We start from the raw sequence: 24,280 nt of genomic DNA, 5'->3' as shown, positions 1-24,280 counted from the left end.
TTTCATGATTTCCTCCCACCCTATGGGTTAAGGACAGCAAAGTTGCTGTCTGTTGTTTTTTGTTTCATATCAACAGTATAACTCATTGGGTGGGATTTCTTATGCTAAAAATCGCTCAAACTAGGTAGAATAAGGATGCCCTATGTCAATAAAGGCGCCTTTCGCTCAAAAATGCCGAAGGCTGTTTCTCCATTCTATAGCCTATGTCCTGCTTCATACGTTTGCCATATCCATCTGAAAGGAAGCGAATGCGGTAGAAAAAATTTCCTTGATTGAAAGGGGATAGCAGGCAAGATGGAACCTAAAATGAAAATCAGTCGGTGAATCTGTATTTGAGGAGTGTCCAGAGGGCTATGACGCCATCCTTCCAGGTAATTTTCTTTCCTTCCCTATAATCTCTTCCGCTGTAACTGATGGGGACCTCGAAGACTCGATATTTCTTCTTGAAGAGCTTGGCAGTTATCTCGGGTTCTATGTCAAAACGGTCGGATCGAAGATGGAGACTTTTCATGACGTCGGCTTTTACTGCTTTGTAGCAGGTCTCCATGTCAGTTAGCATCGTGTCGTAGAGGATGTTCGTCAAGAATGTCAGGAATTTGTTCCCGAGGTAATGCCAGAAAAGAAAGACCCGATGCTTGCCGAGGAACCTGGAGCCATAAACAGCATCGGCCTTATTGTGAACGATAGGTTCGATCAAGATCTGATACTCTTCGGGATTGTATTCCAGGTCGGCATCCTGGATGATGATGATATCTCCGGTGGCGGCTTCTATGCCTGTCCGGACGGCCGCTCCTTTTCCTCTGTTCCTGGAATGGAAGAAGACTTTCACCGCTATGTCATTCAACGTTTGCAGGACCCCCCGGGTGCCATCTGTGGAATAGTCATCAACGATGATGATCTCTTTTTCGAGAGGCGATCTCTTAACGCATGAGAGCACCTCTTCTATCGTGCTTCTTTCGTTGTAAACAGGGATGATAATGGATAATTTCACTGATCCCGATCCTTTCAATCTCGATGATTATACCATGTTCCTCCCGGCCTGGCGGAAGATACAGGGAGAGAAATAGGTTATGAAATCTTTTAGATCAAGGTTTTTCCCCTGAATTCATGCAGGGGGAAAGGATAAAAAAGGCTATTTTTCAATAGTTTGTGGCAATTTTTGCTCATTTCAGCCTCTGCTTGACAAAAATTGACCCGTAACATAATATTAACTTCGCAGTCATTTGGCTCTATGATCCTGAGATTTGCCGCTCCGCTTGAATTTAATGCTTTAAAAGAGGAAGATAATGGCTCTTAAGCTGGGACAGATGCTGATCAAGGCCGGTCTGATCACGGAAGAGCAGCTTAAGAAAGCCCTTGAAGAGCAGAAGAGATCGGGTGGCAAGATAGGCTACAACCTGGTGAAGCTCGGATACGTGAGCGAGGAAGACATCACGAGTTTTTTATCGGAGCAGTACGGCATTCCTTCCATCAATCTGAGACATTTTGAAATCGATGAAGCGGTCATAAAACTCATCCCCTCGGAAGTCGCCCAAAAATATCTCATCATCCCGGTCAACAGGACGGGAGCGACGCTGACAATAGCCATGACAGACCCGACCAACGTCTTTGCCATGGACGACATCAAGTTCATGAGCGGCTATAACGTCGAGCCGGTCGTCGCTTCCGAAATCGCCATCCGTGAAGCGATCGATCAGTATTATGGAACCAGTCATTCGCTTGAGCTCAAGAAGGTCATGGACGAGATGGCTGAGGCCGAGGCGGAGCAGCTTGAGGTCCTCGAGGAAGAAGAAGAAATCGACATCTCCAAACTCGAGAGCGCTTCCGAAGAGGCTCCTGTCGTCAAGCTCGTTAATATCATTCTCAGCGATTCCATCAGGAAGAATTCAAGCGACATCCATCTGGAACCTTACGAGAAAGACTTCCGGGTCCGGTTCAGGATCGATGGGGTCCTCTATGAGATGATGCATCCTCCCATGCAGTTGAGGGATGCCATCATCTCGAGGATCAAGATCATGGCCAAGCTTGACATATCGGAGAAGAGGCTTCCCCAGGATGGAAGGATCAAGGTTAAGATGAAGATCCAGGGGAAGAACAAGGAGATGGACTACAGGGTCTCCGTTCTTCCCACTCTCTTTGGAGAGAAGATCGTCCTGAGGCTTCTTGACAAAGAGAATCTCATGCTTGACATGACCAAGCTGGGAATGGAGCCGGAATCGCTTGAACGGTTCGAGAAGGCGATCCTTAAGCCTTACGGGATGGTCCTCGTGACAGGCCCCACGGGAAGCGGCAAGACGAATACGCTTTATTCCTCAATCAACAAACTCAACACATCGGATACGAACATTCTTACGGCGGAGGATCCGGTTGAGTTCAACATCCACGGGATCAACCAGGTGCAGATGAAGGAGCAGATCGGGCTGAATTTCGCCACGGCTTTACGGTCCTTTCTGAGACAGGATCCCAATATCATCCTGGTGGGTGAGATCCGCGACTTCGAGACGGCAGAGATCGCCGTGAAAGCCGCGCTGACGGGCCACCTTGTTCTGAGCACCCTCCATACGAACGACGCGCCGAGCACAATCAACAGACTGATGAACATGGGCGTCGAACCCTTCCTCGTATCGACCTCGGTCAACCTGATCGCTGCACAGAGGCTGATCCGAAAAATATGCAGGGATTGCAAGGAAGAGATCCAGGTCCCGCAGCAAGTCCTCGTGGACATTGGGTTTTCTCATGAGGAGACGAAGAAGTTGAAAATGCACAAAGGGAAGGGTTGCTATAACTGCAACAACACTGGATATAAGGGAAGGACGGGACTCTTCGAGGTGATGGAGCTATCGGATGACATTCGCGAGCTCATCCTGGCCGGCGCTTCCTCCATCGAGCTTCGCAGGAAAGCGATCGAGAACGGGATGATCAGTCTGAGGGAAAGTGGCCTCCAGAAGCTGAGAGATGGAATCACCACGATCGAGGAGATCGTCAGGGAAACGGTTCTGTAATATCTCTATTTTAGGAGGAAGAGATGGGAGTCACATTGCACCAGCTTCTCAAAACAATGGTCGAACAGGGAGCAACCGATCTTCACGTCACAACTAATTCTCCTCCCCAGATCCGCATAGATGGGGTCCTGATCCAGCTTCAACTTCCGCCATTGACGGCAGGAGAGACCAAACAACTCGCTTACTCGGTGCTGACCGATAATCAGAAACATAGGTTCGAAGAGAATCTGGAACTCGACTTTTCTTTCGGCATCAAAGGGCTGGCCCGTTTCAGGGCCAACGTCTTCAGTCAGAGGGGAGCGGTAGGTGCTGCTTTCCGCCTCATCCCATGGGAGATAAGGAGCTTCAAGGAGCTCGGGCTTCCCGATGCGGCCGCAATGATATGCGAAAAACCTAGAGGCCTCGTTCTTGTTACCGGGCCCACGGGAAGCGGAAAATCCACGACTCTTGCGGCTATGATCGACAAGATCAACCGCGAGAGGAATGAGCATATAGTAACCATCGAAGACCCCATAGAATATCTTCACTCCCACAAGAAATGCATCGTCAACCAGAGGGAGCTGCATGCGGACACGCATTCTTTTGCAAATGCTCTTCGCTCCGTTCTCAGGCAGGACCCGGACGTCGTACTCATCGGTGAGATGAGAGACCTGGAGACGATTGAATCGGCGTTGAAGATTGCCGAGACCGGACATCTCACATTTGCCACGCTTCATACCAACTCCGCCGCGCAGACCATCAACAGAATCATCGATGTCTTCCCATTCCACCAGCAACCCCAGGTCCGAGCCCAGCTTTCCTTTGTTCTCGAGGGGATCTTCTGCCAGGGCCTCCTGCCAAAAGCTGGAGGACATGGTCGTGTCTTGGCTCTGGAGATAATGATTCCCAATGCAGCAATCCGGAACCTCATCAGGGAAGACAAGGTGCATCAGATTTACTCAGCCATGCAGACAGGGCAGTTGAAATATGGCATGCAGACGTTCAACCAATCGCTCGCCACGCTTTATTTCCAGAAACAGATCACTCTGGAAACGGCCCTGTCGGTTTCTCATAACGTGGATGAGCTTCAGGAGATGATCAACCGTGGTGCTGGGCTCATCTATACGCCACCGAAACCTGGACCTACAAGGGTGACCAGGGCGTAAACCCATTTTAACGGGAGGGAAATATGCCAACCTATTCATGGAAAGGACGCGTGAGAGGGAAGGAAATGCAAGAGGGAGTGATGGTGGCTGACAACAAGGAAGCCGTCATCAATACCCTTCGGCGACAGCAGATCATCGTCACGGCGGTCACGGAGAAGGGGAAGGAATTTGCCCTTCCGAAGATCGGTGGAGGAGTTAGGAAGAAAGAAATCGCTATCTTCACGAGACAGTTCTCCGTCATGATCGACGCAGGCCTTCCTCTTGTACAGTGCCTCGAAATCCTCGGGACCCAGCAGAACAACAGGACATTCCAAAGGATCCTCTTCCAGATCAGGCAGGATGTAGAATCGGGGTCCACGCTGGCCGATGCCATGAGGAAGCATCCAAAGGTCTTCGACGATCTCTTCTGCAACATGATCGCAGCGGGAGAAGCGGGGGGTATCCTAGATACTATCCTTCAGCGTCTCAGCCAGTACATCGAGAAGATCGTCAAATTGAGAGTGGCCATCCGCTCTGCCAGCGTCTACCCAACGGCGGTCATCACGATCGCCATCGGTGTCGTCACGGTCATACTCTGGAAGGTCATTCCCACATTCGCCGCCCTCTTCGCCGGACTTGGGGCTTCGCTGCCCCTTCCCACAAGGATCACCATCGCCCTGAGCGAATTCATCGGGAGATGGTGGTGGTTTATAGGAATTGTGATTGTCCTTGCCATCATTGCCATCAACAGATACCACAAGACATACAATGGGAGGCGCATCCTTGATGGTCTGCTTCTCAAGATGCCGATCATCGGCATGCTTCTGAGGAAGCTGGCTGTAGCACGGTTCTGCAGGACGCTAGGCACCCTTATATCGAGCGGCGTTCCGATCCTTGATGCCCTTGATATAACAGCGAGGACATCGGGAAATGCCATTGTGGAAGATGCCATAATGGAGACCAGGAAGAACATCGAGCAGGGAAAGAGCATCTCGGAACCTCTAAAAGAGACCGATGTATTCCCCCCTATGGTGGTTCAGATGATCGCAGTAGGAGAGCATACGGGCGCTCTTGACACGATGCTTGCCAAGATTGCGGATTTTTACGAAGAGGAAGTGGATGATGCCACGCAGAACCTCCTCTCGCTACTGGAGCCCATTATGATTGCCTTTCTGGGAGTCGTCATCGGAGGGATCATCATCTCAATGTATCTTCCGATGTTCGATCTCATCAACAAGATAGGCTAATCCCGTCTTCCTGTTCATAATGGATGGCTGGATTGCCCATATAAGGGAAAGCTCGGCTGGATCTTCGCGACGCTTTTCTTTGTAACAAGCACCTTGCCCATTATATCTGAAGAGTTAGAGAGGTAAACCTGCAACTCTGAAAAAAGATGAGGCTTTTACGGGAGCGGCTCCTGACGTTTTGATAATGATAAAGGGTCCATGATGAGGAAGGAAATACAGAGGCAGATTAAGTGGTTGATGGTCTTCCGCGTCGTCGTAATCACGACCCTGTTGATCTCCTCCTTCATCATCGAACTTCTGTATAGCCCTTCACGGGCTCTGGAACCGCTCTACTTTCTCTCCGCCTTCACCTACTTCCTCGTAATCGCATACGGGTTCCTCTACCCGAGCCTGAAAGAGAAGGAATCGTTTGTCTACATTCAGGGGATTGGAGATACCCTGGTCATTACCGGATTTGTCTACATCACGGGCGGACTGGACAGCCCTATGTCATTCCTTTACATACTTCCCATCATCACGGCCTCAATCATGCTTTACAGGAAGGGGGCATTTATCGTTGCCACGGCATGCTTCTTCTTCTATCTCCTTCTCATAGGCTTTCTAATCTATGACATAGTCCCCTTTTACTCCACAAGTTATGTTCAGGTGATGGAGGTAACCAAGCAGAAACTCTACTACGCGCTTTCCGTGAATTTCATCGGGCTCTTCGTAGTGGCTTATCTCAGCTCCTATCTATCAGAGAGGCTCAGGATCACGGGGAAGGAACTCGAGGAAAAACAGGATGACCTGGACGAGCTCAAGGCGATCCACGAAAAGATCCTTGAGAGCATCGGCACCGGTCTCATCACGACGGATCTGATGGGAAAGATCATTTTCATGAACCGAGGGGGAGCGGAGATCACAGGGATTGACCCGCTGAAGAGCATCGGCAGGAGTGTGAAAGACCTCTTCGACCTTAATGAATCTTTCCTCTGGAAGATCAGGAGCATTCTGGAGGAGGAAAAGAGATTCCGATTCGAACGATCATTCCGGAGAGCCCAGGGCGGCGAACGGTATCTCGGGTTCGCCGTATCGCGTCTAAGAAACGGAGGGGGAAGAAGTCTCGGTCTCGTCTTCATCTTCCAAGATCTGACGGAGATCATTGCCATGGAGAAGGAGATGAGGCTCAAGGAGAGAATGGCAGCCCTGGGGGAGATGGCTGCCGGAATGGCACATGAGTTGAGGAATCCTCTTGCGTCCATCAGCGGGTCAGTGCAGATCCTCAAGAACGAACTCGATCTCAATGGGGAGAATCTCGATCTGATGGATATCATTCTCATGGAATCCGAGAGGCTGGAGAAGACGATCCGGGATTTCTTGATGTTCGCCAAGCCGGGGAAATTCTCTCCCGAGCGGGCGGATGTAGTTTTGATCATCGAGGAATCGGTCCGCCTTCTGAAGAACAGTAAGGAGTTTGGGAGGAAGCACAGCGTTGTGACCGAGTTTTCGAGCCCTGAGATCATCTCATACATCGATGTCAACAGAATGAAACAGGTATTCTGGAACCTGGCGACAAATTCTCTCAAAGCGATGCCCAACGGGGGAACTCTGACCATAAAAGTGGATGGAAGCCACAGGAACGCGCTCACGATCGTTTTTTCCGATAGCGGTATCGGGATGGATAAGAGGGAGGCGGAGAGCTATTTTCAACCTTTCGAGGGGACCTTCAAGGAGGGAACGGGATTGGGCGCCGCCATCGTTTACAAAATTATTCAGGAACATGGTGGAAGGATTGACGTTAAGAGCCGCATCGGGGAGGGGACTACTGTGAAGATCGTCATCCCCAGAAAGTCGGATGAGCTGAACCAGATCACAGAGTTCCTTAAAGCTCAAACAGGCAGAACAAGATGAGCCCTAACAAGAACAAGATCCTCATCGTAGAAGACGAGAAGAGCATGAGGGACATGCTCTTCCTGCTCTTGAAGAAGGAGTATGAAGTCGATGTAGCGCCCACAGGGGAGGAAGCAAAAAAACTACTCACCGAAAAACTGTACGATCTCATCCTGACTGATATCTCCCTTCCCGGGATCAGCGGGATCGAAGTGCTGCGAGCCTCCAAGGACGCACTGCCGGAAACATCCGTCATCATGATCACAGCCTATGCCTCGACGGAGTCCGCAATCGAAGCTCTAAAGCTCGGTGCCTCGGACTACATTGTCAAGCCGTTCAACGTGGATGAGATCAAGATCATAATCAAGAACGAGCTGGACAAGAGGAGACTCGCCAAGGAGAATGTATACCTCAAGGAGCAGCTCAAGAAGAAGAGCGATCTCGGCGAGATAGTCGGGAGAAGTCCGAAGATGATGGAGATCCTCTCCCTCATCTACAAGATCGCCGACACGAACACGACAATCACCATCTCGGGAGAGAGCGGGACAGGTAAGGAGGCTATCGCGAGGACGATCCATTACAACAGCTCTAGAAAGGATTCTCCCTTCGTCTCAATCAACTGCGGCGCTCTTCCCGAAGGGATCCTTGAGAGTGAGCTGTTCGGGCATATGAAGGGAGCCTTTACAGGGGCAACGATGACCAAGAGGGGGCTCTTTGAGGTCGCCAACGGTGGTACCCTCTTCCTGGATGAGATCGGTGAGACCTCGCTGGGGATGCAGGTGAAGCTCCTGAGAGTACTTCAAGATAAGAAGATAAGAAGAGTGGGTGGCACGGAAGAGATCGATGTCGATGTACGGATCATCGCAGCCACCAATCAGAATCTGGAACGGCTTGTCCAGGAGAGGAGGTTCCGGGAAGATCTCTATTACCGGATCAACGTCATAGAGATCAAGATGCCTCCTCTCAGGGAGAAGAGGGAGGACATTCCCATTCTCGCCGATCATTTCCTGAAGAAGTTCACCCAGGCGCTTCACAAGAGCATTTCTGGTTTCGATCCTGACGCGATGGAAGCCCTGGAATCCTACCACTGGCCCGGGAATGTCAGGGAGCTCGAAAATGCCATCGAGAGAGCGGTCACACTGGAGATCTTGAACAAGATAAGAGTAGAAAGCCTTCCGGCCGACGTTAGAACGGGCAAGTCTAAATTCCAACCACAGGAAGTATTAGCGGGTGATCCGTCCCTTTCTCAAGCTTCCCCTCCCCAGGGTACCGAGCTATTTGAGTTTCATGGAGCCTCATGGGGGAAAGGATTCAATCTGGAAGAAGAGATCGAGAAGCTGAGGAAAAGGTATCTCGAGGATGCTCTGGAGAGGTGCGGGGGAGTCCAATCCAAAGCGGCGAGGATGCTTGGCATGAGTTTTAGATCCTTCAGATATTTTGCCAAGAAGTACGATATTTCAGGGCGGAGTAATTCCACGGCATCAGAGGAGACCGGGAAAGAAAGCGGAGGAAATGGCTAGATATCTCAGGATGGCCGCTGCCCCTCTCTTTCTAGTCATCACGACAATCCTCTTTTTTAATTCTGCCATCCTCTCCGACGGTCAGTTCTATTACGGCGATATCAGCCAGAACCATCACCCTGCGAGGAAGCTGATCGCCACGCTGATAGCGGAGGGAGTTTTCCCCCTATGGAATCCTTTCATAACTTCCGGACAACCTCTCTATGCGAATCCCAACAATCTCCTCTTTCACCCTATCTCACTGATCTTTCTCATCATCCCCTTCGAAGCAGCCTTCAAATATTCCATCATCATACAGTACCTCCTCTGTGCCTTCGGAATGCATCTCTTTTCGAGGGAGTGCGGGCTTTCGAGACAGGGGTCGCTTCTTGCCGCTTCTCTTTTTTCCTTTTCCGGTTTCATGCTTTGCCTCGCCCATCACTACAACCTGCTATGCAGTGCCGCCTGGATCCCGCTCTTTCTCTTCTTCTTGCACCGCTTCCTTTACCGATCGCGACTCTACCTGTTGCCGGCTTCCCTGATTCTATCCGTCGTTCTGATTACGGCAGAACCATTCTTCATTCTCAGCACGCTACTCATCGCACTGGCCGTGATCTTTTTACAAAAGCCGGATCCGACACAGGCAAGAGCTGTTCTTTCGAAGGTTGGTCTTCTGACCGCAACTCTATTCTGCGCGCTTCTTTTTTCATTATTTCTTCTCCTTCCTGCCGCAGAGTTCTTCGCGAACTCCGAAAGGGCAGCAGGACTTGCTTCCGATATCATCTCAAAATGGTCGCTCCATCCCGAGGAGATCATTGGTCTTTTCATCCCGAGGCTTTTCGGGAACCCCTTTGTTACCAATCCGGCGGAATACTGGGGAAGCTTTTTTTTCAGGGAAACGGTTCCCTTCTTCGCTTCCCTTTATACAGGACTCCCATCTCTCTTCCTCGTCAGTATCCTTTTATATAGAAGGGACAGGACATTTACTATCTTCGCTATTCTTATTGTCGCATCACTTTTTCTTGGAGCATTGGGTAGCGTGCCTCTCTTTCAGAAGCTATCCGGGGAGGTCCCTTTGCTCTCTGCATTCCGATATACTTCCAAATTTTTCATCTTATTCTCCTTTTCCTGGGCTATCCTTTCAGGGAGTGGCTTGGATCTAATGCGAGAGATATCTGAGAAAAGGTTGACCCAGGCGGTACGACGATGGCCGTTTCTTGTGATTCCAGTTCTGATCACCCTCTCTCTCGTGGCCCTCTATTGCATCGGAAGGTTCTTCCCTCAATCATACAGGTTTTTCATTGAAAGAGTTCTGCATGTGGGACAGGATGCCGGGGCCATCATTCTTTCATCCATCGCGTCACGGTTGCTTGCCAGCGTCGTCTATGCAGCCGGTATTTCTCTCGTAGTCGCTCTACTGATTCTTGCCTCCTTTTACACCAAGATCAGAGGAAGTCTTGCCTGCCCCGTCCTGATTGGGATCATCCTCATGGATCTTTTGATAGTCAACATGAACCTCAATCCCGTAGCCGGAGCGAACTTTTATAAGATGAGATCCCCCTTCCTCGGTGCTCTCGGGGAAGATCGGGAGATCTACAGGGTCTTTCGCGATAGGACTCCGGGAGACCTGATGCTGAAGATCGGGTCCAGACAGAGGGAGGAGGGTTTCTACTGGAACAGGATGATGCTTCTTCAGTGGATTGGCCTGCCTCACAGGATTGCCTTTGCCTTTGACCGAAATGTTGACCGGCTGGGACCTTACGATCACTATCTTCTCATGGAAAAAGCGAAGGATAGAGGATGGTCAACCTGGAAAAAGATTCTGGATATGTCGGGCGTACGGTATCTCCTTCTCTATAATAAAGTCAATGACCCTCATCTTTCGGAAGTCATGGAGCGCAGCTCCGGGAGCAATTACCCTGTCGTTCTGTATCTGAATAGGGCTCCCCTCCCCAGGGTATATGCTGTTCCAAGAGTCAGAATGATTCATGACCCGAACCTGGTTTTTAGAGAACTGTTTTCCGAAACATTTCATCCTTACGAGGAAGCCGTCGTTCTTGCCGGGACCCATGATGGGGAGATGTTGAATCATCTGAAGGCAGGAGACGGTCCTTCTCCCCTGATGCGAGTGAAGGAGCAGAAGTTCGTCTGGATGGCAGGACCTGATCGGGTTCTTCACTCGGATCTCTTCAGGATAAAGATCTTAAAGATGGGATGCAACGAGATAAGGCTAGCAATCGAATCGAATAGAGATGGCTTCCTTGTTCTTTCCGACAGCTATTATTCGGGATGGCGCTGCCGCGTCGATGGCAAAGAATCAAGGATCTTCTTGGCGAACGGCCTCTATCGCGGAATCTGCTTTGAAAGGGGAACGCACATCGTGGAGTTTCTGTTCAGTCCAACGATTCTCTTTATTGGTCTGGCCCTCTCTGCTGTTTCCATCACAGGCATCGCATCCCTCACCCTTTTCTTCTCTCTGAGAATATATTTCCGTGCAGAAGAGTCATGAACAAGAGGAGCATGATTTTTTCGGGACTTTTTCTCGGCTTGATTATGGGAGTTTCTCTCTTCATCGTTGAATCCTTCTTCGTCATGATCTCAGGGAAAAGGATCCCGGCTTCCTATCTTTCTCTCACGCTATTGTTCGATGCCGGGGGTGGCTTGATCTCCGGGCTTCTGGCAGGATGTTTTTCCCTTATAGCTTCCACTCTTTTTTACATGCGTGAGGAAGAGCGAGGATTCGATCTCCTGCAGGCTTCCATTTTGTTCTTTCTCATCTTTTTCTTCGGATTCTTCTTCCTCCATGGCAGAATCCTCATGGGAACCAGGTTCTACGAATCGAAGGGGCTCCTGGCGACCTTACTTCTTACGATCCTCTGCCTTGTCCTCTCCCTTTCGTTCTATTTTTTCTGCCCCCTGATAAGAAAGAGGCTTTTTCCTGTTTATCCTACCGGCCTCTTGGAGATGATCTTCTCCGGGATCATCGCTTCGGGCTACCTGTGGCTCAACGAATACAAATTAGCGGGTGCCAGGGGAACATATCGATTTTCCATCAGCATGGCCCTTCTCATAGTTCTCTCTATCGTTTATCTCCTTGCTAACTTCGTCATCTCAAGGATCATGAGAAGAAGGGAAATTCCCCTCGATCGATCCGCTTTGAGATTTTCTCGAAACGCCATCACCCTTCTCCTTATAGGGCTTTCCCTATTATGGTTCTGCACGCACATCGATGCCATTTCCTGTTCTTCTCATGAGCAAGAATGGAAGATAGGAAGCGGCGCAGGAAATAGCCCCATCAATGTCATAGTAGTCTCCATTGACACGCTCCGGGCGTCGAATCTCTCCTGCTACGGCTATTCCAGAAAAACGACCCCCTGGATCGATCAATTTGCAGAGGATGCTCTTCTCTTTACCAATGCCGTTTCAAGTTCCTCGTGGACGCTGCCCGCGCATGCATCCCTCTTCACAGGACTCATTCCTTACCGTCATGGGGCCCATTATGCAGATCGCCCTCCAGCCGCGGGTGAGCATTATCCCCTCGATGATCTTGACATGACGGGAGTCTTTCCTCTTCCTGCCGATGCGACGACTGTTGCCGAGATCTTGAAAAAGCATGATTACACCAATGTGGCTTTCGTCTCCAATTTTGCTGCCCTCTCCGCCTCGCTGGGGATGGACCAGGGTTTCGACATTTACATGAATCGGGAGAGAACGTGGGTCTCTTTCAAGCCATTCTTTCACAGGATTCTCGCTACGTCACTTGGAGATTATGGTACCATCCCCGATTTCATTAGCAGGACAACCAAGCCTTTCCTAAGCGCAAAGGTCATTTCCGACGAGGTGATCCGCTGGCTGGAGCGGAGAAGGAAGGAACCATTCTTTCTCTTCTTGAACTACATGGAGCCACACCGACCTTACCTTCCATACTCGCCGTTCAACAGAAAGTTCCTCCAGGAGAAAATCTTCTCCATGAAGGACCCCTTCTGGGAAGTCATGGGAAACCATCGGGCATTGAGCGAGAGAGAGAAAAGGTATCTCCTCTCGCAGTACGATGGAGAGATTGCATATGCCGATCATCACATCGGGCGGCTGTTCCAGACTCTGAGAGAAATGGGTCTCTATGAAGCATCTTTAATCGTCGTCCTATCCGACCACGGGGAGATGTTCGGAGAGCACAATCTTCTCGACCACACGAATAGTCTTTACGAAGAGGTTCTCCGGATACCGCTCATCGTCAAGTATCCTTTCTCTAAGAAAACCGGAATCTTGCATTCGAGGGTCGGAATCGTCGATGTCATGCCTGAAATCCTTAGCGTCCTCGGGAAAGAGATCCCGCGCGACCTGGACGGGGCTCCCTTCGAGACTGGAAACAGAAACCCGCTGGCGGAACTCTACATAAATCGGTATTACTTCAGAGAATTCGGGGAAAGGTTCGGTAGCATCTTGAGGGCCAAATACGATCAACACTTCAAATTGATCATCAGCTCCTCGGGTCGCCATGAGCTTTATCAGCTTATAGAAGACCCGCTGGAATCTAAGAATCTGGTCTATGAATATCCTGATGTGAAAGATCGGCTCCTGCAGCAGGTCGAACATTACCTGATGGATAAAAAGCCTGTCATGAGCCACGAATGGGTGGATCAGGAAACGAGAGATAAGCTCAGATCGCTCGGATACCTCGATTAATTATCTGTTCTTTATTGCCGGAATACTGAGTTTAAAAAATGAAAAGAAATGTTAAAAATCTGTCCAGAAAGTGGCAAAATTTGTAACTTTTTAATGAGCAATCTATTGCTTTCCTTAGTTAGCAATAAATTTATACTCTCTGAATCGTCTGGGTTATATTTAAGTGTATGATAATGAAAGGGATAATAAAATAGTAAAAAAATCATAAACTTGCTTTATCAATGCGGAATGGCATATCTATTGCCAATTAATCCTTTACTTTGAAAGGAGGTGAACTTAATGTTAAGAAAAAAGAATAAGGGCTTTACACTAATTGAGCTTCTCATCGTTGTAGCCATTATCGGTATTATTGCTGCCATTGCTATCCCGAACCTCTTGAACGCTATCAACAGGGGCAGGCAGAAGCGAACGATGGCTGACATGAGGTCGATTGCGACAGCCTGCGACGAGTACAACATCGACAACAACCGTTATGTCAACCTGAATGCCGGTGGCTTCGCGGATGTGACGACCCTCAAAAACTATCTGGAACCTCACTACATCAGGATCATTCCGGAGAAGGACGGATGGGCAACTTACATGCAGCATGCCGGCGGTGATACGGATGCATACACCGACTACACGCTCTGCAGCTACGGAAAAGACACAACTGCCGATGGTCCTGTAACCCCCCCACAGACCACGGATTTCGATGCTGACATCTATTTCATCGATGGACAGTTCACGCAGTGGCCAGAAGGGATGCAGACATAAGCAGATCCTTGGATCAATGCGGCGGCAGATTTTTGAATCGTCGCCGCTTTTTTTGCCTTTTCCTCTCCCCCCTTTTTTATTGATTGTCGCTCTGCAGTTCTGTTAGAATTTCGAAAGCATGGATATGAATAACAGAGGGCTGACACTTGTCGAGCTTTTGGTGGCTCTCGTGATCATCATGCTGGTTTCCGCCATCGCTATAATCAACATCATCTCTACAATAGAAAAGGCTAGACAGAAAGCGACCATGTCCGACATGAGAACCATCTCGCGCGCTCTCGAAACGTACAACATCGATAATGGCTATTACCCCAGGAACGGCCTGAACATGGAAGAGCTACGGGAAGTCCTGGTCCCTTATTCTTCCAGCGTCCTTCCCGTCGAGGATGCCTGGCGCAATCCTTTTTCTTACTCTACTAACGTTGTCGATAGCTACACCCTGATAAGCTACGGGAAGGATGGGATCGATGGAGATGACATCTCTTACGAGACGAGGTTCGATTTCGATAAAGATATCGTCATGTACAACGGCACTTTCATGGCGCGCCCGGTTGAGTGATAAAGAGAGAGGGAAAAATTGAAGCCCCGTTCCTAATCATCCTCTTGATATTTTTTTTTAGCGCGTTTTTCCCTCCGGAAATCTATCTCTTTTCGAAGGCATTGACGAGCATTCTCGTCCTTCTCCTCGGATACCACCTTGTCAGGAGTCCCGGTTTCCATTTCTCAAAAAGGAACGCGACGCTTTTCACCATTATCTTCCTTTTCCAATGCGTCAACATTTTTCTATCATTCTCACCCGGCCGATCTGTGGAAGCGGCTCTATATTACTTCCTTCTCTTCATCCTCTTCCTTGCTTTACCAGGAGTCTTCACTTTTTTCCAGACTTTAACTCTTCTGAGGATCATGACCTTTCTGGCGGCAGCCGTTTCGTTCTATGGGCTCCATCAGTACTTTTTCGGATTGGAGAAGCTCGCCTCAATTATAAGAAAGACAGAGATGGAGATACCCTCAATCTTTCTGGAGAAGCTGGAAGCGGGCAGGGTCTTCTCCACATTTGTCACCCCAGGAGCCTTTGCGGGCTTTCTCCTGATGACCATCCCTGTAACAGCATTTTTTGTCTTTCTATCCGAGAACAGGAAGCTAAGGACGCTTTACGGTGCGCTTCTCCTGATCCAGACGGCCTCCTTCTTCCTCTCTTTTTCCATTGGAGCCCTTGTAGCTCTCTTTGCCTCTGCCCTTATCGTTGCCTCTCTGAAACTTCGGAGAAGAATGTTTATCATTTCTATCATCATGATCGTTTTCATCACGGCGGCGGTGTTCTTTCTCATGTACAGGGATATTGGATTTTCAGAATTCTGGAGCTCTGATAGCCCCTTGAAACTGAGGTACGGGAACTGGAAGGCATCCATCCTCATGATCGGAGACCATCCCGTTCTTGGTGTCGGCGGAGGCTCTTACGGGGTTGCCTTTTCCCGGTATCGCGAGGAGTGGATGAACGAATCGAATTATGCACACAACAGTTTCCTTCAGATTGTTTCCGAGAACGGTCTCTTTGCGGTGCCGTTCCTGCTGGCTTTTCTCTGCATCTTCTTCCGTTCTGCATGGGAGTTGTTACGTCGTCACAGGATAAGAGCCGTAACGTCTTCCGATCCTTCCGCATCAAAAAACAACTCTAACGTCGCGAGGCTGAAGGGGGCTCCATTTCTTGCAATGGCGCTTCTTTCCTTTATCCTTCATAATCTATCTGACTTTACATTCTATCTCCCTTCAGTTTCTTTTCTCTTCTTTCCTCTCTGCGGATTGTTTTTCTCTATGGGCGCCGGGCTTGAAGAGGAACCGGGGGACAGAAGAGAGAATGCATATCCTGCCGGGTTAGGAGAATATGGGGGAAAAAGATCATTTGGGAAGATTCTCCTCATCCTTCTCCTTGCCGTATCAGCACTATTCTTTCTCTCCTCCTTCATCGGAGAGATCTCGTTCGAGGAAGCGATGGACGCACGAGAAAGTGTTCGATTTGAGGAAGCGGATCGCCTGTTGAGGAGAGCGAAATTCTTTAACGCTCTGAAATCGGATTACAGAATCTATAGAGCCCAGCTCCTCATGGATGAAAAAAATCCATCTCGCGATCCTATGCGAGCCCTGGGCGAAGTTGAAAGAGCCATAGCTCTCGATCCTTTCATCCCTTACTACCATCGCGTGGCTTCCGATATTCATCTTCTATCAGGAGACCCAATACAGGCTTACATCTCCATTTCAAAGGCGGCCTCCCTCTATCCTGCAGATGAGCATTACAAGGCGAGGAGAGATACGATCTGGACTCTTTTGAAAGGCGGTACAGAAAAGAGATGAAGATGAAATCAGAATGTAGAGACATTCTTTTTCTGCTTCTCGCATTTTCATTCCTTATCTTCTTTCTTCCATTCTACGAAGGGGGAGCGAGAGCAGGTTCCCTATTTGTCATCCATACCTTAGTCTTCGTTTTCCTGGGCTATGCAGGTCTTGAAGCAATCCGGGAAAAGCCTGTTACCATCGCGGTGCCGCACTTCTTGGTCACTCTAATTCCGTTTTTCATCTATCTATTCATCCGGTCCCTCTTCTCTCCTTACCTTTACGCTTCTCTTCTATCTCTCTGGGAGATCGTCATCTTTTTCATGCTCTTCATGCTCTCGCTTCATTTTTCTGAAAAGAGGAGTTTCGGCAAGGCCGTCCTCATGAGCTTTTTCCTGAGCACCATGCTGCAGTCGCTATTATCCATCGTCTTCTTCATTCAGGGGGGCTTCAAAAGGACGGCTGTTTATTTCCTGAACCCGAATCATCTCGCCGCCTACCTCTCCATGGGACTCTTCATCGGTTCTTTTTTCCTTCTGAAGCACAGGGAGAAACTTTCTTCAGCGTTTCTTATCCCGGCGCTGCTGATTATCCTCGTTTCTTTTATGATCACCTCGTCGAGAGGTGCGCTCCTTTCCTTCATCGCAGCCTCTGCCTTTCTCATCTTCATGCTTCGTAAGAAAATGAAGAAGATGGAAACCATAATCGCCTGCATCCTTCTCACCTCGGTCGCACTGGCTGGCCTCTTCCTCCTGGTCCAGAGGTTTGCCGGCGGCCTTGACATTTACAGATACGAGAGGATCAGGATATGGAAGGCTAGCCTGGAAATCTTCTCGGATTATGCTATTTTCGGTATCGCACCCGGAATGTTCAAGTATCATTCCCTCAATTATAATTTCCCTCAGCTATCGAGCCCCATACAATATGGGAGATATTTTTCGACTCCGCACAGCGATTACATCCTTGTTCTCATCGAGCTTGGGGTTATCGGCTTTATCATTCTCTTTCTTGCGCTACTCATGATTCTCTTCAGAGTCATCGGAAGAAAAGGTTTCAGGGACGAAGTGTTACAGGGATCGGAGGAAGATCCTTTTCTGAAGCCGCTCCTTCTCTCCATTTTTGTGGCACTTTTAGTGCAGGCGCTCTTTGATAATCTTACAAACAGACCGGCTCTCTATATGAGCCTTGCCATCCTTGCCGGCGTGGGCCTTCATGAAATACTGCGAAAGGATTCATTCAGGATTCCGATCTCATGTCCGGTAAAGAGAAGTTCTTTCATTCTGCTGTTTCTATTGCCGCTCTTCTTCATTTACTATCTGGCGGTACTTTCGCCGTTCATGGGTCATTTTTTCAGTCAAAGGGCTCTGCGGGAATCATCTGACAATTCGGTGAAAGCTCTTGAATATTTTGATCTGGCGCTTTTTTTCAATCCCATCCATCCCGACTATTACAATCAGAGGGGTCGTATCGAGCTGAGGAGACTGCAGAAAGATGGACTGTCGCAAGAGACGTTCATCGTGTGTGAAGAGGACTTTGCCAGAGCCATTTCGCTCAACAGGCTCAAAGCTTCCTATCTCGAAGATATGGCTCGTCTCCTAAGAGAGCTCAATGGACTGGGATCTGCTTCTGATCTGGCCCTCAGTCGTGCCGTTTCTTACTACAGGAAGGCGAAAGAGCTGTCGCCAAAGGATCCATTCATAAGCTATTCAATGGCATTGCTCTACAGGAGGATAAAGGATTTCGACAATGCGGAACGGGAGATCATGAACAGTCTGAAGATCGAACCGTACTTCTTTAAAAGTTCCGTTCTCCTTGCGTTGAATCATATCGACAAGGGGGAGGTCGAAAAGGCAAGGGCCGTCATAGAGACGATGGAACGGCGGTTCATGGAGCTTCAGGGCTTCAGGCCGCAAAATATTTATGAATTTCAGATCCTCGATTATGACAGGGAACTGTTCCTGAAGATCAAAGGGAGCCTCTTGAAATGAATGGAATATGAATATGGAAGACGCTGACATCAGATTAGGGAGAAATACAACTGCCATCCTCTCCTCGCAGCTCCTCATCAAGATCATAAGCTTCCTGTATATGGTTTTTCTGGCGAGGCATCTGGGGGAGAAAGGGCTTGGACAGTTGACCTTTGCTGCCGCCTTTGCCGAGCTCTTCAACATCTTCTCCGATTTCGGCCTCTCCACCGTCACCGTCAGAGAGGTCTCGCGAAACAGAGGGCTTTCAGATCAATTTCTCAAGAATGTTCTTTCCCTCAGGCTACTCATCTCCATGACCGTCTTTATAGTCATCGTCGCGGCGGCCAACCTGTCGGGATTCCAGAGAGAAGTCTTGATGGCCATTTACCTTTACGGGCTTGCCCAGGTTATCATCGCCTTCGGCTCAACCTATCAGAGTATCCTCAACGCTTTCGAGAGGATGTACTACGGGAGCATCATCTCAACGGCCAGCACTGCTCTCATCTCCATCACCGGGCTCATCCTCATTCAGTTCGGATTCGGCGTCGTCTGGTTTGCCTCACTCCATCTCGTATGGGCCATTCCAGCCGGATGGGCCTATTACCTCTGCGGAAGGAGAGAGGGGATCGTATTCCAGGTCGGCGTTGATTGGAAAATCTGGAAATATCTCATAACATCCGCAGTGCCAATCGGCTTCGGCGTTGCCATGTACGTCATTTACAATCGAGTTGATCTCATCATGCTGAAGTACATGAAGAACTATTACGATGTGGGTATATACAGCGTGGCATACAGGATGATGGGATATTTCCATTTCCTGATCTGGGCACTGATGGGAGCATCCGCTCCTGCTTTCTCGAAACATTTCGCGCGAGATCGTGCGGCACTGAAAGAGCTGGGAGAAAGGAGCGCAAGATATCTTATCTTTTTCGGAACCCCCGTAGCGGTCGGCAGCTCCCTCCTTGCAGAATCGATCATCCGATTCCTCTATGAGGGAAGATTCCAGGAGGCTGCCACCGTTTTCGCACTTCTTGCTCTGACGACGGCCATCGTTTTCTTCGGAGCCACATTCGGGACCATCCTGTTGAATGCTGACCTGAAGGGGAGCCGTTTTTATGCATGGACGGCGACCGGAGGCGTTATCTTCAACATATTACTGAACCTCTTTCTCATCCCGCGCTTCTCCTATCTGGGGGCCGCCGCAGCCACCATTGCCACTGATCTCATCACATCAATGATCGCATTCATTTATGTCGTGAAGAATATCTGCAGGATCGCGGTTGTGAAACCGATCGTCAAAGCGTTGATTTCCTGCAGCATTATGGCAATTCCTGTCCTTTTTCTCAGAGAGAAAAATATATGGCTTCCTGCTATCATTTTGGTTGGTATGATCGCTTATATCGCCGTTGCTGTCATTCTCAGATTCTTCACCCCGGAAGATGGAAAGCTCCTGAGGAGCGTCTTCCTGTCGGCAGGGCCTTCTGTCGGGAAAGAGGAATGAACGATACTTTGAATGATGAGTGAGCAATGCCAGGAGTGAGTGTCATAGTCCCCACATATAACTATGCCCGCTTCCTCGATCCCTGCCTCGAGAGCATCTTTGCGCAGACCTATGGAGATTTCGAAGTCATTGTGGTGGATGATGGATCTACGGACGACACGGTGGAAGTGCTGAGGAAATATGAAGACAGGATCCGTTACATCTATCAGGAGAATATGGGGCTCTCCGCGGCGAGAAATACCGGGATAAAGGTCTCGACCGGGAAGTATCTGGCTTTTCTCGATTCCGATGATATCTGGCTTCCCTTGAAACTCGAAGCCCAGCTGCGGGTCATCAGCGAGGACTCCGACGTAGGGATCGTCTTCTCAGACGCCAGAGCTTTCGACGGAAAGAATGTCCTGCGGGAATCCATTCTGAAAGAGGAAAGGATTTGCACAGGCCATTGCTTTCGAAGGCTCTTCATGGGGAATTTCCTCGTCATGCCGACGGTCATGATCCGAAAGAAGTGTCTCGATGAGGTAGGGCTCTTCGATGAGACCCTGACCGCCGTAGAAGACTACGACCTCTGGCTGCGCATCTCGGCTCATTACAAGATAGGCTATGTGGACATGATGCTTGCCATGTACAGGGTGCATCCCTCAAACATGAGCAGGGACTACTGCCGTCTCCTGGACAACGAGATCCGCGTAATCCGGAAGATCGTGGAACTTTTCCCCGAGAGGGCAAGGGATCTGGGAGGAAGAGTTCATCGCAGGTTCAATTCCCTATACACTCAGTACGGCCTGGAATTAGTTAGGAAAGGAGATGTTGGGCAGGCAATGAGAAGTTTCATGAATGCAATCATCGAGCAGCCCTGGAGGGTGAGACCATATTACTATTTCATGGCCGCCATGACGGGGAAGCGAGGCTTTGACGCGCTCCGGGAATTCAAGAGATCCTGGCTGCGCCTGAACCAGTGAGGTGGAGATTGCCTGAAGTTTCCGTCATCATACCTGCATACAATTCAGAGAGATACATCGAAGAAGCTCTTGAAAGTGCCCTTGCTCAGACCTTCCCCGGGATCGAGATAATCGTCGTGGATGATGGCTCTACTGATGGAACGGCTTCCATTCTTAAAAAATATGAGGGGAGGATCAGATATTTCTTCCAGGAGAACAGGGGGCTGGCGGCAGCCAGAAATTCCGGGATAAAGCTGGCATCGGGCTCATACCTGGCCTTTCTCGACGCCGATGACCTCTTTCTCCCGGAAAAGATTGCACTCCAGAAAAACTTCCTCGATGCCCATCCAGAAGCTGCCATGGTCTTTTCCGACTTTGAGTATTTCGGTGGAAGCCTCCTGCGGCATCCCATCCCGGACAGCTTTAAAAGAGGGGAAGGGGATCCGTTTATCGATCTCTTTCTCTTCAACTGCATTGCTATTCCGACGATTCTTACAAGGAAGGAGTCCTTCGATGAGATTGGCCTCTTTGATGAGGAGCTTATGGCCGTGGAAGACTACGATTTCTACCTGCGGCTGGCGAGGAAGAAAAGAATAGGCTTCATCGACCGGGTTCTTGCCAGGGTCAGGCTTCACCCGGAAAATATGAGCAGGGATGCCGAACTGATGTGCGAGTATGAACTAAGAGTGATGGACAAAGCGATCCAGCGCAATCCTGAGCTCAGGAAGGACCATTACTCTCTGATAAAGGAAAAGACCAGCATCATCTTCTTCGAATCGGGATACAAGCTATTCCTCGCTCATGAGATGGAGAAAGCGCGAGGTAAGTTCATCATGGCCATGAAGAATAACCCCCTTCGATTCAAACCATTCATCTACTTTTTCTCTTCCTTCATGAGTCCGGGAGCCATAAGGATGACTAGGAAGGTGAAAAGACTGTTTGCCGGGAGAGGATGGTGATTTCAATCATATCGTTTCTTGATTTCAGGTTACAGCGATGAAGATCGTTTTATACGCATGTCCGAAAGTCCATGGAGGTTTAATGAGGCATGTGGAGATGCTGGGCAGGGCTCTTTCAGAGAAACATGACGTGACCATTGTCCTGCCAGAGGCGTTGCAGAAAGGGATAGAGCCATCTCCTCTCGAAAAAAGAGATGCATCTGACAGAGAAGTTGAGGAAATAATATCGAGAAAAGAGAAGATCGAGCACTGCGTCGTCAAGGGAAAATTCGACTGGCTCCAATTTGTCAGACTCTATCGCTTCCTGAAGCGGAAAGGGCCTGACCTGTTTCATGTCCATCTCGCATCCCCTGGTGAATCGACGCTTACCTTCATTGCTGCTTTCATGGCGGGAGTCCCGGCCACGCTGGAAACGGAACATGCACCGTCCTATTTTCCTCTCGAAAGGTTTTACAGCCGGATTGTCAAGCGGTTCCTGACGAAGTTCATGGGCAGGGTAATAGCTTTAAGCGAGAATGGGCGCCGCCTGCTCATCCAGAGATATTCGATCCCTTCAGATAAAATAGCGGTTATCTATAATGGCATAGAAATCCCGGAAGAAGTGCGCCATGAAGGACAGCGAAGTATTAAGACAATATCTGGCATCAGTGAATTAGAAGGATCAGGCATCGATGAGGATTCCACGATAGTTACAACGGTGTCGGAGATCACTGAACGCAAGGGGATTCCCATACTCCTTCAGGCTGCCGAGGAGCTGGTCAGGGAAGAGAACAAGGTTCATTTCCTTATCATCGGCGAGGGAGTAATGAGACTTGATCTCTGGAAGAGATACAAGAATCTCATTGACTCGAGGAGGGTCCATTTTCTGGGATATAAGAAAGATATTTCCACCTATCTCTCCATCTCGGATATTTTTGTCTTACCTTCCTTTGGGGAGGAGTTTCCGCTCTCGGTTCTCGAGGCAATGGCCCATGGAGTACCGGTCATTGCCACCAGGGTCGGAGGAGTTCCAGAGATGATCCAGCATCTGGAAAACGGGTGGCTGGTGAAACCTGGCGATGCTGCAGAGCTTGCCGCGGCCATTCATGCTCTGATGAAGGATGGGAAGCTGGCGCTGACTCTATCGAAAAATGCCTATGATGCCATCAGGACAAGATTTTCCGCTGCCGAAATGGTACGGCAGACGGAAGCAGTTTACGCTTCCCTTATCGCTGGGAAGAAGAGATGAAAATGAAGATAGGGATTGACGTTCGGGTGCTTCAGTCGGAAAGTGGTTCAAGGGGGATCGGGGTATATACAAGGAATCTTATCCTGTCTCTCCTTCAGATCGATCGAGAGAACGAGTATATCTTCTTTGCCTTTTCACAGATCGGATTTAAGGATCTTCCCGACGAGATGAGGAGACGAGCCGTCCTCCTGAAGCGCCCGGCGAAGAACATCATCTTCTGGGATCAGCTACTCTGGTATCCCGCCTTGAAAAAGTGGGAGATTGATCTTTTCCACACTCCGTTCTATGCCGCGCCGGTCCTCGTCCCAAGCGGTGTCGCCGTTGTTCAGACCGTTCATGATCTGATACCGGTCATCTTCAAGCGGAGCACTTCTCGCAAGAACAGACTCGTCTTCAGGACGAATTTTTCCCTCTTGAGGTTCGTCGACCGGATCATCGCTGTCTCCAGCAACACAAAAGCCGACATCATCCGGATCTTGGGGATACCCGGTGAGAAGATCGAGGTTATCCATAACGGGGTCGATCATCTTCCAGTTGGGGAGCAACATAGAGCTGCAGGACAAATGGAGGTTTCCATGACGGGGGTGCCGTTCCCAGCCGGAAGGCCTGATGTTGCAAAGCCTTATCTCCTCTATGTCGGAGGATTGAACCCCCTGAAGAATGTTCCCGTTCTTCTCCAGGCTTTTGATAAAATATCGAGGAAGTATGCGAATCTGGGGCTCGTCATCGTCGGCGCCGATAGCGATAGGTTGGATTCTATTGTCAATCGCGATTTTCAGAAGCTAATACGTTCGGGCAGGATAGTTCTCAAAGGTTATCTGGAGAATGATGATCTGGTTGCTCATTACCGAAATGCCGAGCTTTTCATCTTTCCATCTCTCTACGAAGGTTTCGGAATCCCTCCGCTGGAGGCGATGAGATGCGGGCTTCCGGTCATAGCTTCAAGCAGGGCGTCTATCCCTGAAATCCTCGGAGATGCGGCGGCTTACGTGAATCCAGAAAAGCCTGATGAACTGGTGGCAAAGATCGAAACACTCTTGCAGGACGAGGGCTTGAGGATAGGAATGAGAGAAGCCGGCTTGAAGAGAGCCGCTCAGTTTTCCTGGAGGGAGGCCGCCCAGAAAACGCTCGCTCTTTACAGGATGATCCATGAAAAAAAGGCATGAAGGTTAATCCATC

The 24,280-nt window shown here is 49.5% G+C and carries 17 protein-coding genes; 16 read left to right on the top strand and 1 reads right to left on the bottom strand.

Annotation, left to right across the window (positions count from 1 at the left end; translation table 11 throughout):
* Positions 1-313 precede the first annotated feature (313 nt).
* Complete coding sequence (locus AB1756_01560) at positions 314-991, bottom strand: glycosyltransferase family 2 protein (protein MEW5806032.1); 678 nt, start codon at positions 989-991, stop codon at positions 314-316.
* A gap of 292 nt (positions 992-1,283) precedes the next feature.
* On the opposite strand from AB1756_01560, the gene pilB reads away from it, so the two are divergent.
* From pilB to AB1756_01480, 16 genes are all read left to right on the top strand, one after another.
* Complete coding sequence (gene pilB, locus AB1756_01555) at positions 1,284-3,002, top strand: type IV-A pilus assembly ATPase PilB (GenBank protein MEW5806031.1); 1,719 nt, start codon at positions 1,284-1,286, stop codon at positions 3,000-3,002.
* A gap of 23 nt (positions 3,003-3,025) precedes the next feature.
* Positions 3,026-4,147: a type IV pilus twitching motility protein PilT gene (locus AB1756_01550; GenBank protein ID MEW5806030.1), complete on the top strand. Its 1,122-nt coding sequence runs from the start codon at positions 3,026-3,028 to the stop codon at positions 4,145-4,147.
* Positions 4,148-4,170: 23 nt separating this feature from the next.
* Complete coding sequence (locus tag AB1756_01545) at positions 4,171-5,373, top strand: type II secretion system F family protein (protein ID MEW5806029.1); 1,203 nt, start codon at positions 4,171-4,173, stop codon at positions 5,371-5,373.
* 198 nt (positions 5,374-5,571) lie between these two features.
* Positions 5,572-7,263, top strand: a complete 1,692-nt coding sequence (locus AB1756_01540; protein ID MEW5806028.1) for an ATP-binding protein — start codon at positions 5,572-5,574, stop codon at positions 7,261-7,263.
* Positions 7,260-8,762, top strand: a complete 1,503-nt coding sequence (locus AB1756_01535) for a sigma-54 dependent transcriptional regulator (GenBank protein MEW5806027.1) — start codon at positions 7,260-7,262, stop codon at positions 8,760-8,762. Before AB1756_01540 ends, AB1756_01535 begins: the two co-directional genes overlap by 4 nt.
* Positions 8,755-11,250: a hypothetical protein gene (locus AB1756_01530; protein MEW5806026.1), complete on the top strand. Its 2,496-nt coding sequence runs from the start codon at positions 8,755-8,757 to the stop codon at positions 11,248-11,250. Before AB1756_01535 ends, AB1756_01530 begins: the two co-directional genes overlap by 8 nt.
* Positions 11,247-13,427, top strand: a complete 2,181-nt coding sequence (locus AB1756_01525; protein ID MEW5806025.1) for a sulfatase-like hydrolase/transferase — start codon at positions 11,247-11,249, stop codon at positions 13,425-13,427. Before AB1756_01530 ends, AB1756_01525 begins: the two co-directional genes overlap by 4 nt.
* 279 nt (positions 13,428-13,706) lie before the next feature.
* The gene (locus AB1756_01520) at positions 13,707-14,180 is read left to right on the top strand and encodes a prepilin-type N-terminal cleavage/methylation domain-containing protein (protein ID MEW5806024.1); all 474 of its coding nucleotides are present in this window, start codon (positions 13,707-13,709) and stop codon (positions 14,178-14,180) included.
* A gap of 124 nt (positions 14,181-14,304) precedes the next feature.
* Positions 14,305-14,739: a type II secretion system protein GspG gene (locus AB1756_01515; GenBank protein ID MEW5806023.1), complete on the top strand. Its 435-nt coding sequence runs from the start codon at positions 14,305-14,307 to the stop codon at positions 14,737-14,739.
* A 101-nt stretch (positions 14,740-14,840) separates the two neighbouring features.
* Positions 14,841-16,529, top strand: a complete 1,689-nt coding sequence (locus tag AB1756_01510; GenBank protein MEW5806022.1) for an O-antigen ligase family protein — start codon at positions 14,841-14,843, stop codon at positions 16,527-16,529.
* A 2-nt stretch (positions 16,530-16,531) separates the two neighbouring features.
* The gene (locus AB1756_01505) at positions 16,532-18,496 is read left to right on the top strand and encodes an O-antigen ligase family protein (protein ID MEW5806021.1); all 1,965 of its coding nucleotides are present in this window, start codon (positions 16,532-16,534) and stop codon (positions 18,494-18,496) included.
* 7 nt (positions 18,497-18,503) lie between these two features.
* A complete protein-coding gene (locus AB1756_01500) occupies positions 18,504-19,976 on the top strand; it encodes a flippase (protein ID MEW5806020.1) in 1,473 nt (490 codons plus the stop codon).
* 26 nt (positions 19,977-20,002) lie between these two features.
* On the top strand, positions 20,003-20,935 hold the full coding sequence (locus tag AB1756_01495) for a glycosyltransferase (GenBank protein ID MEW5806019.1): 933 nt from the start codon (positions 20,003-20,005) through the stop codon (positions 20,933-20,935).
* Between the two features lie 8 nt (positions 20,936-20,943).
* Positions 20,944-21,873 (top strand): glycosyltransferase, encoded by a 930-nt coding sequence (locus AB1756_01490; protein ID MEW5806018.1) that lies wholly within the window; start codon positions 20,944-20,946, stop codon positions 21,871-21,873.
* Positions 21,874-21,910: 37 nt separating this feature from the next.
* On the top strand, positions 21,911-23,101 hold the full coding sequence (locus tag AB1756_01485; GenBank protein MEW5806017.1) for a glycosyltransferase family 4 protein: 1,191 nt from the start codon (positions 21,911-21,913) through the stop codon (positions 23,099-23,101).
* Positions 23,098-24,267: a glycosyltransferase family 1 protein gene (locus AB1756_01480; protein MEW5806016.1), complete on the top strand. Its 1,170-nt coding sequence runs from the start codon at positions 23,098-23,100 to the stop codon at positions 24,265-24,267. Before AB1756_01485 ends, AB1756_01480 begins: the two co-directional genes overlap by 4 nt.
* Positions 24,268-24,280: the final 13 nt, after the last annotated feature.

This window comes from Acidobacteriota bacterium (assembly GCA_040752675.1).
In the GTDB taxonomy this organism is placed as follows: domain Bacteria; phylum Acidobacteriota; class Polarisedimenticolia; order JBFMGF01; family JBFMGF01; genus JBFMGF01.
Note: the sequence above shows the minus strand (reverse complement) of the source record. Positions and strands in the feature narration are given on the sequence as shown.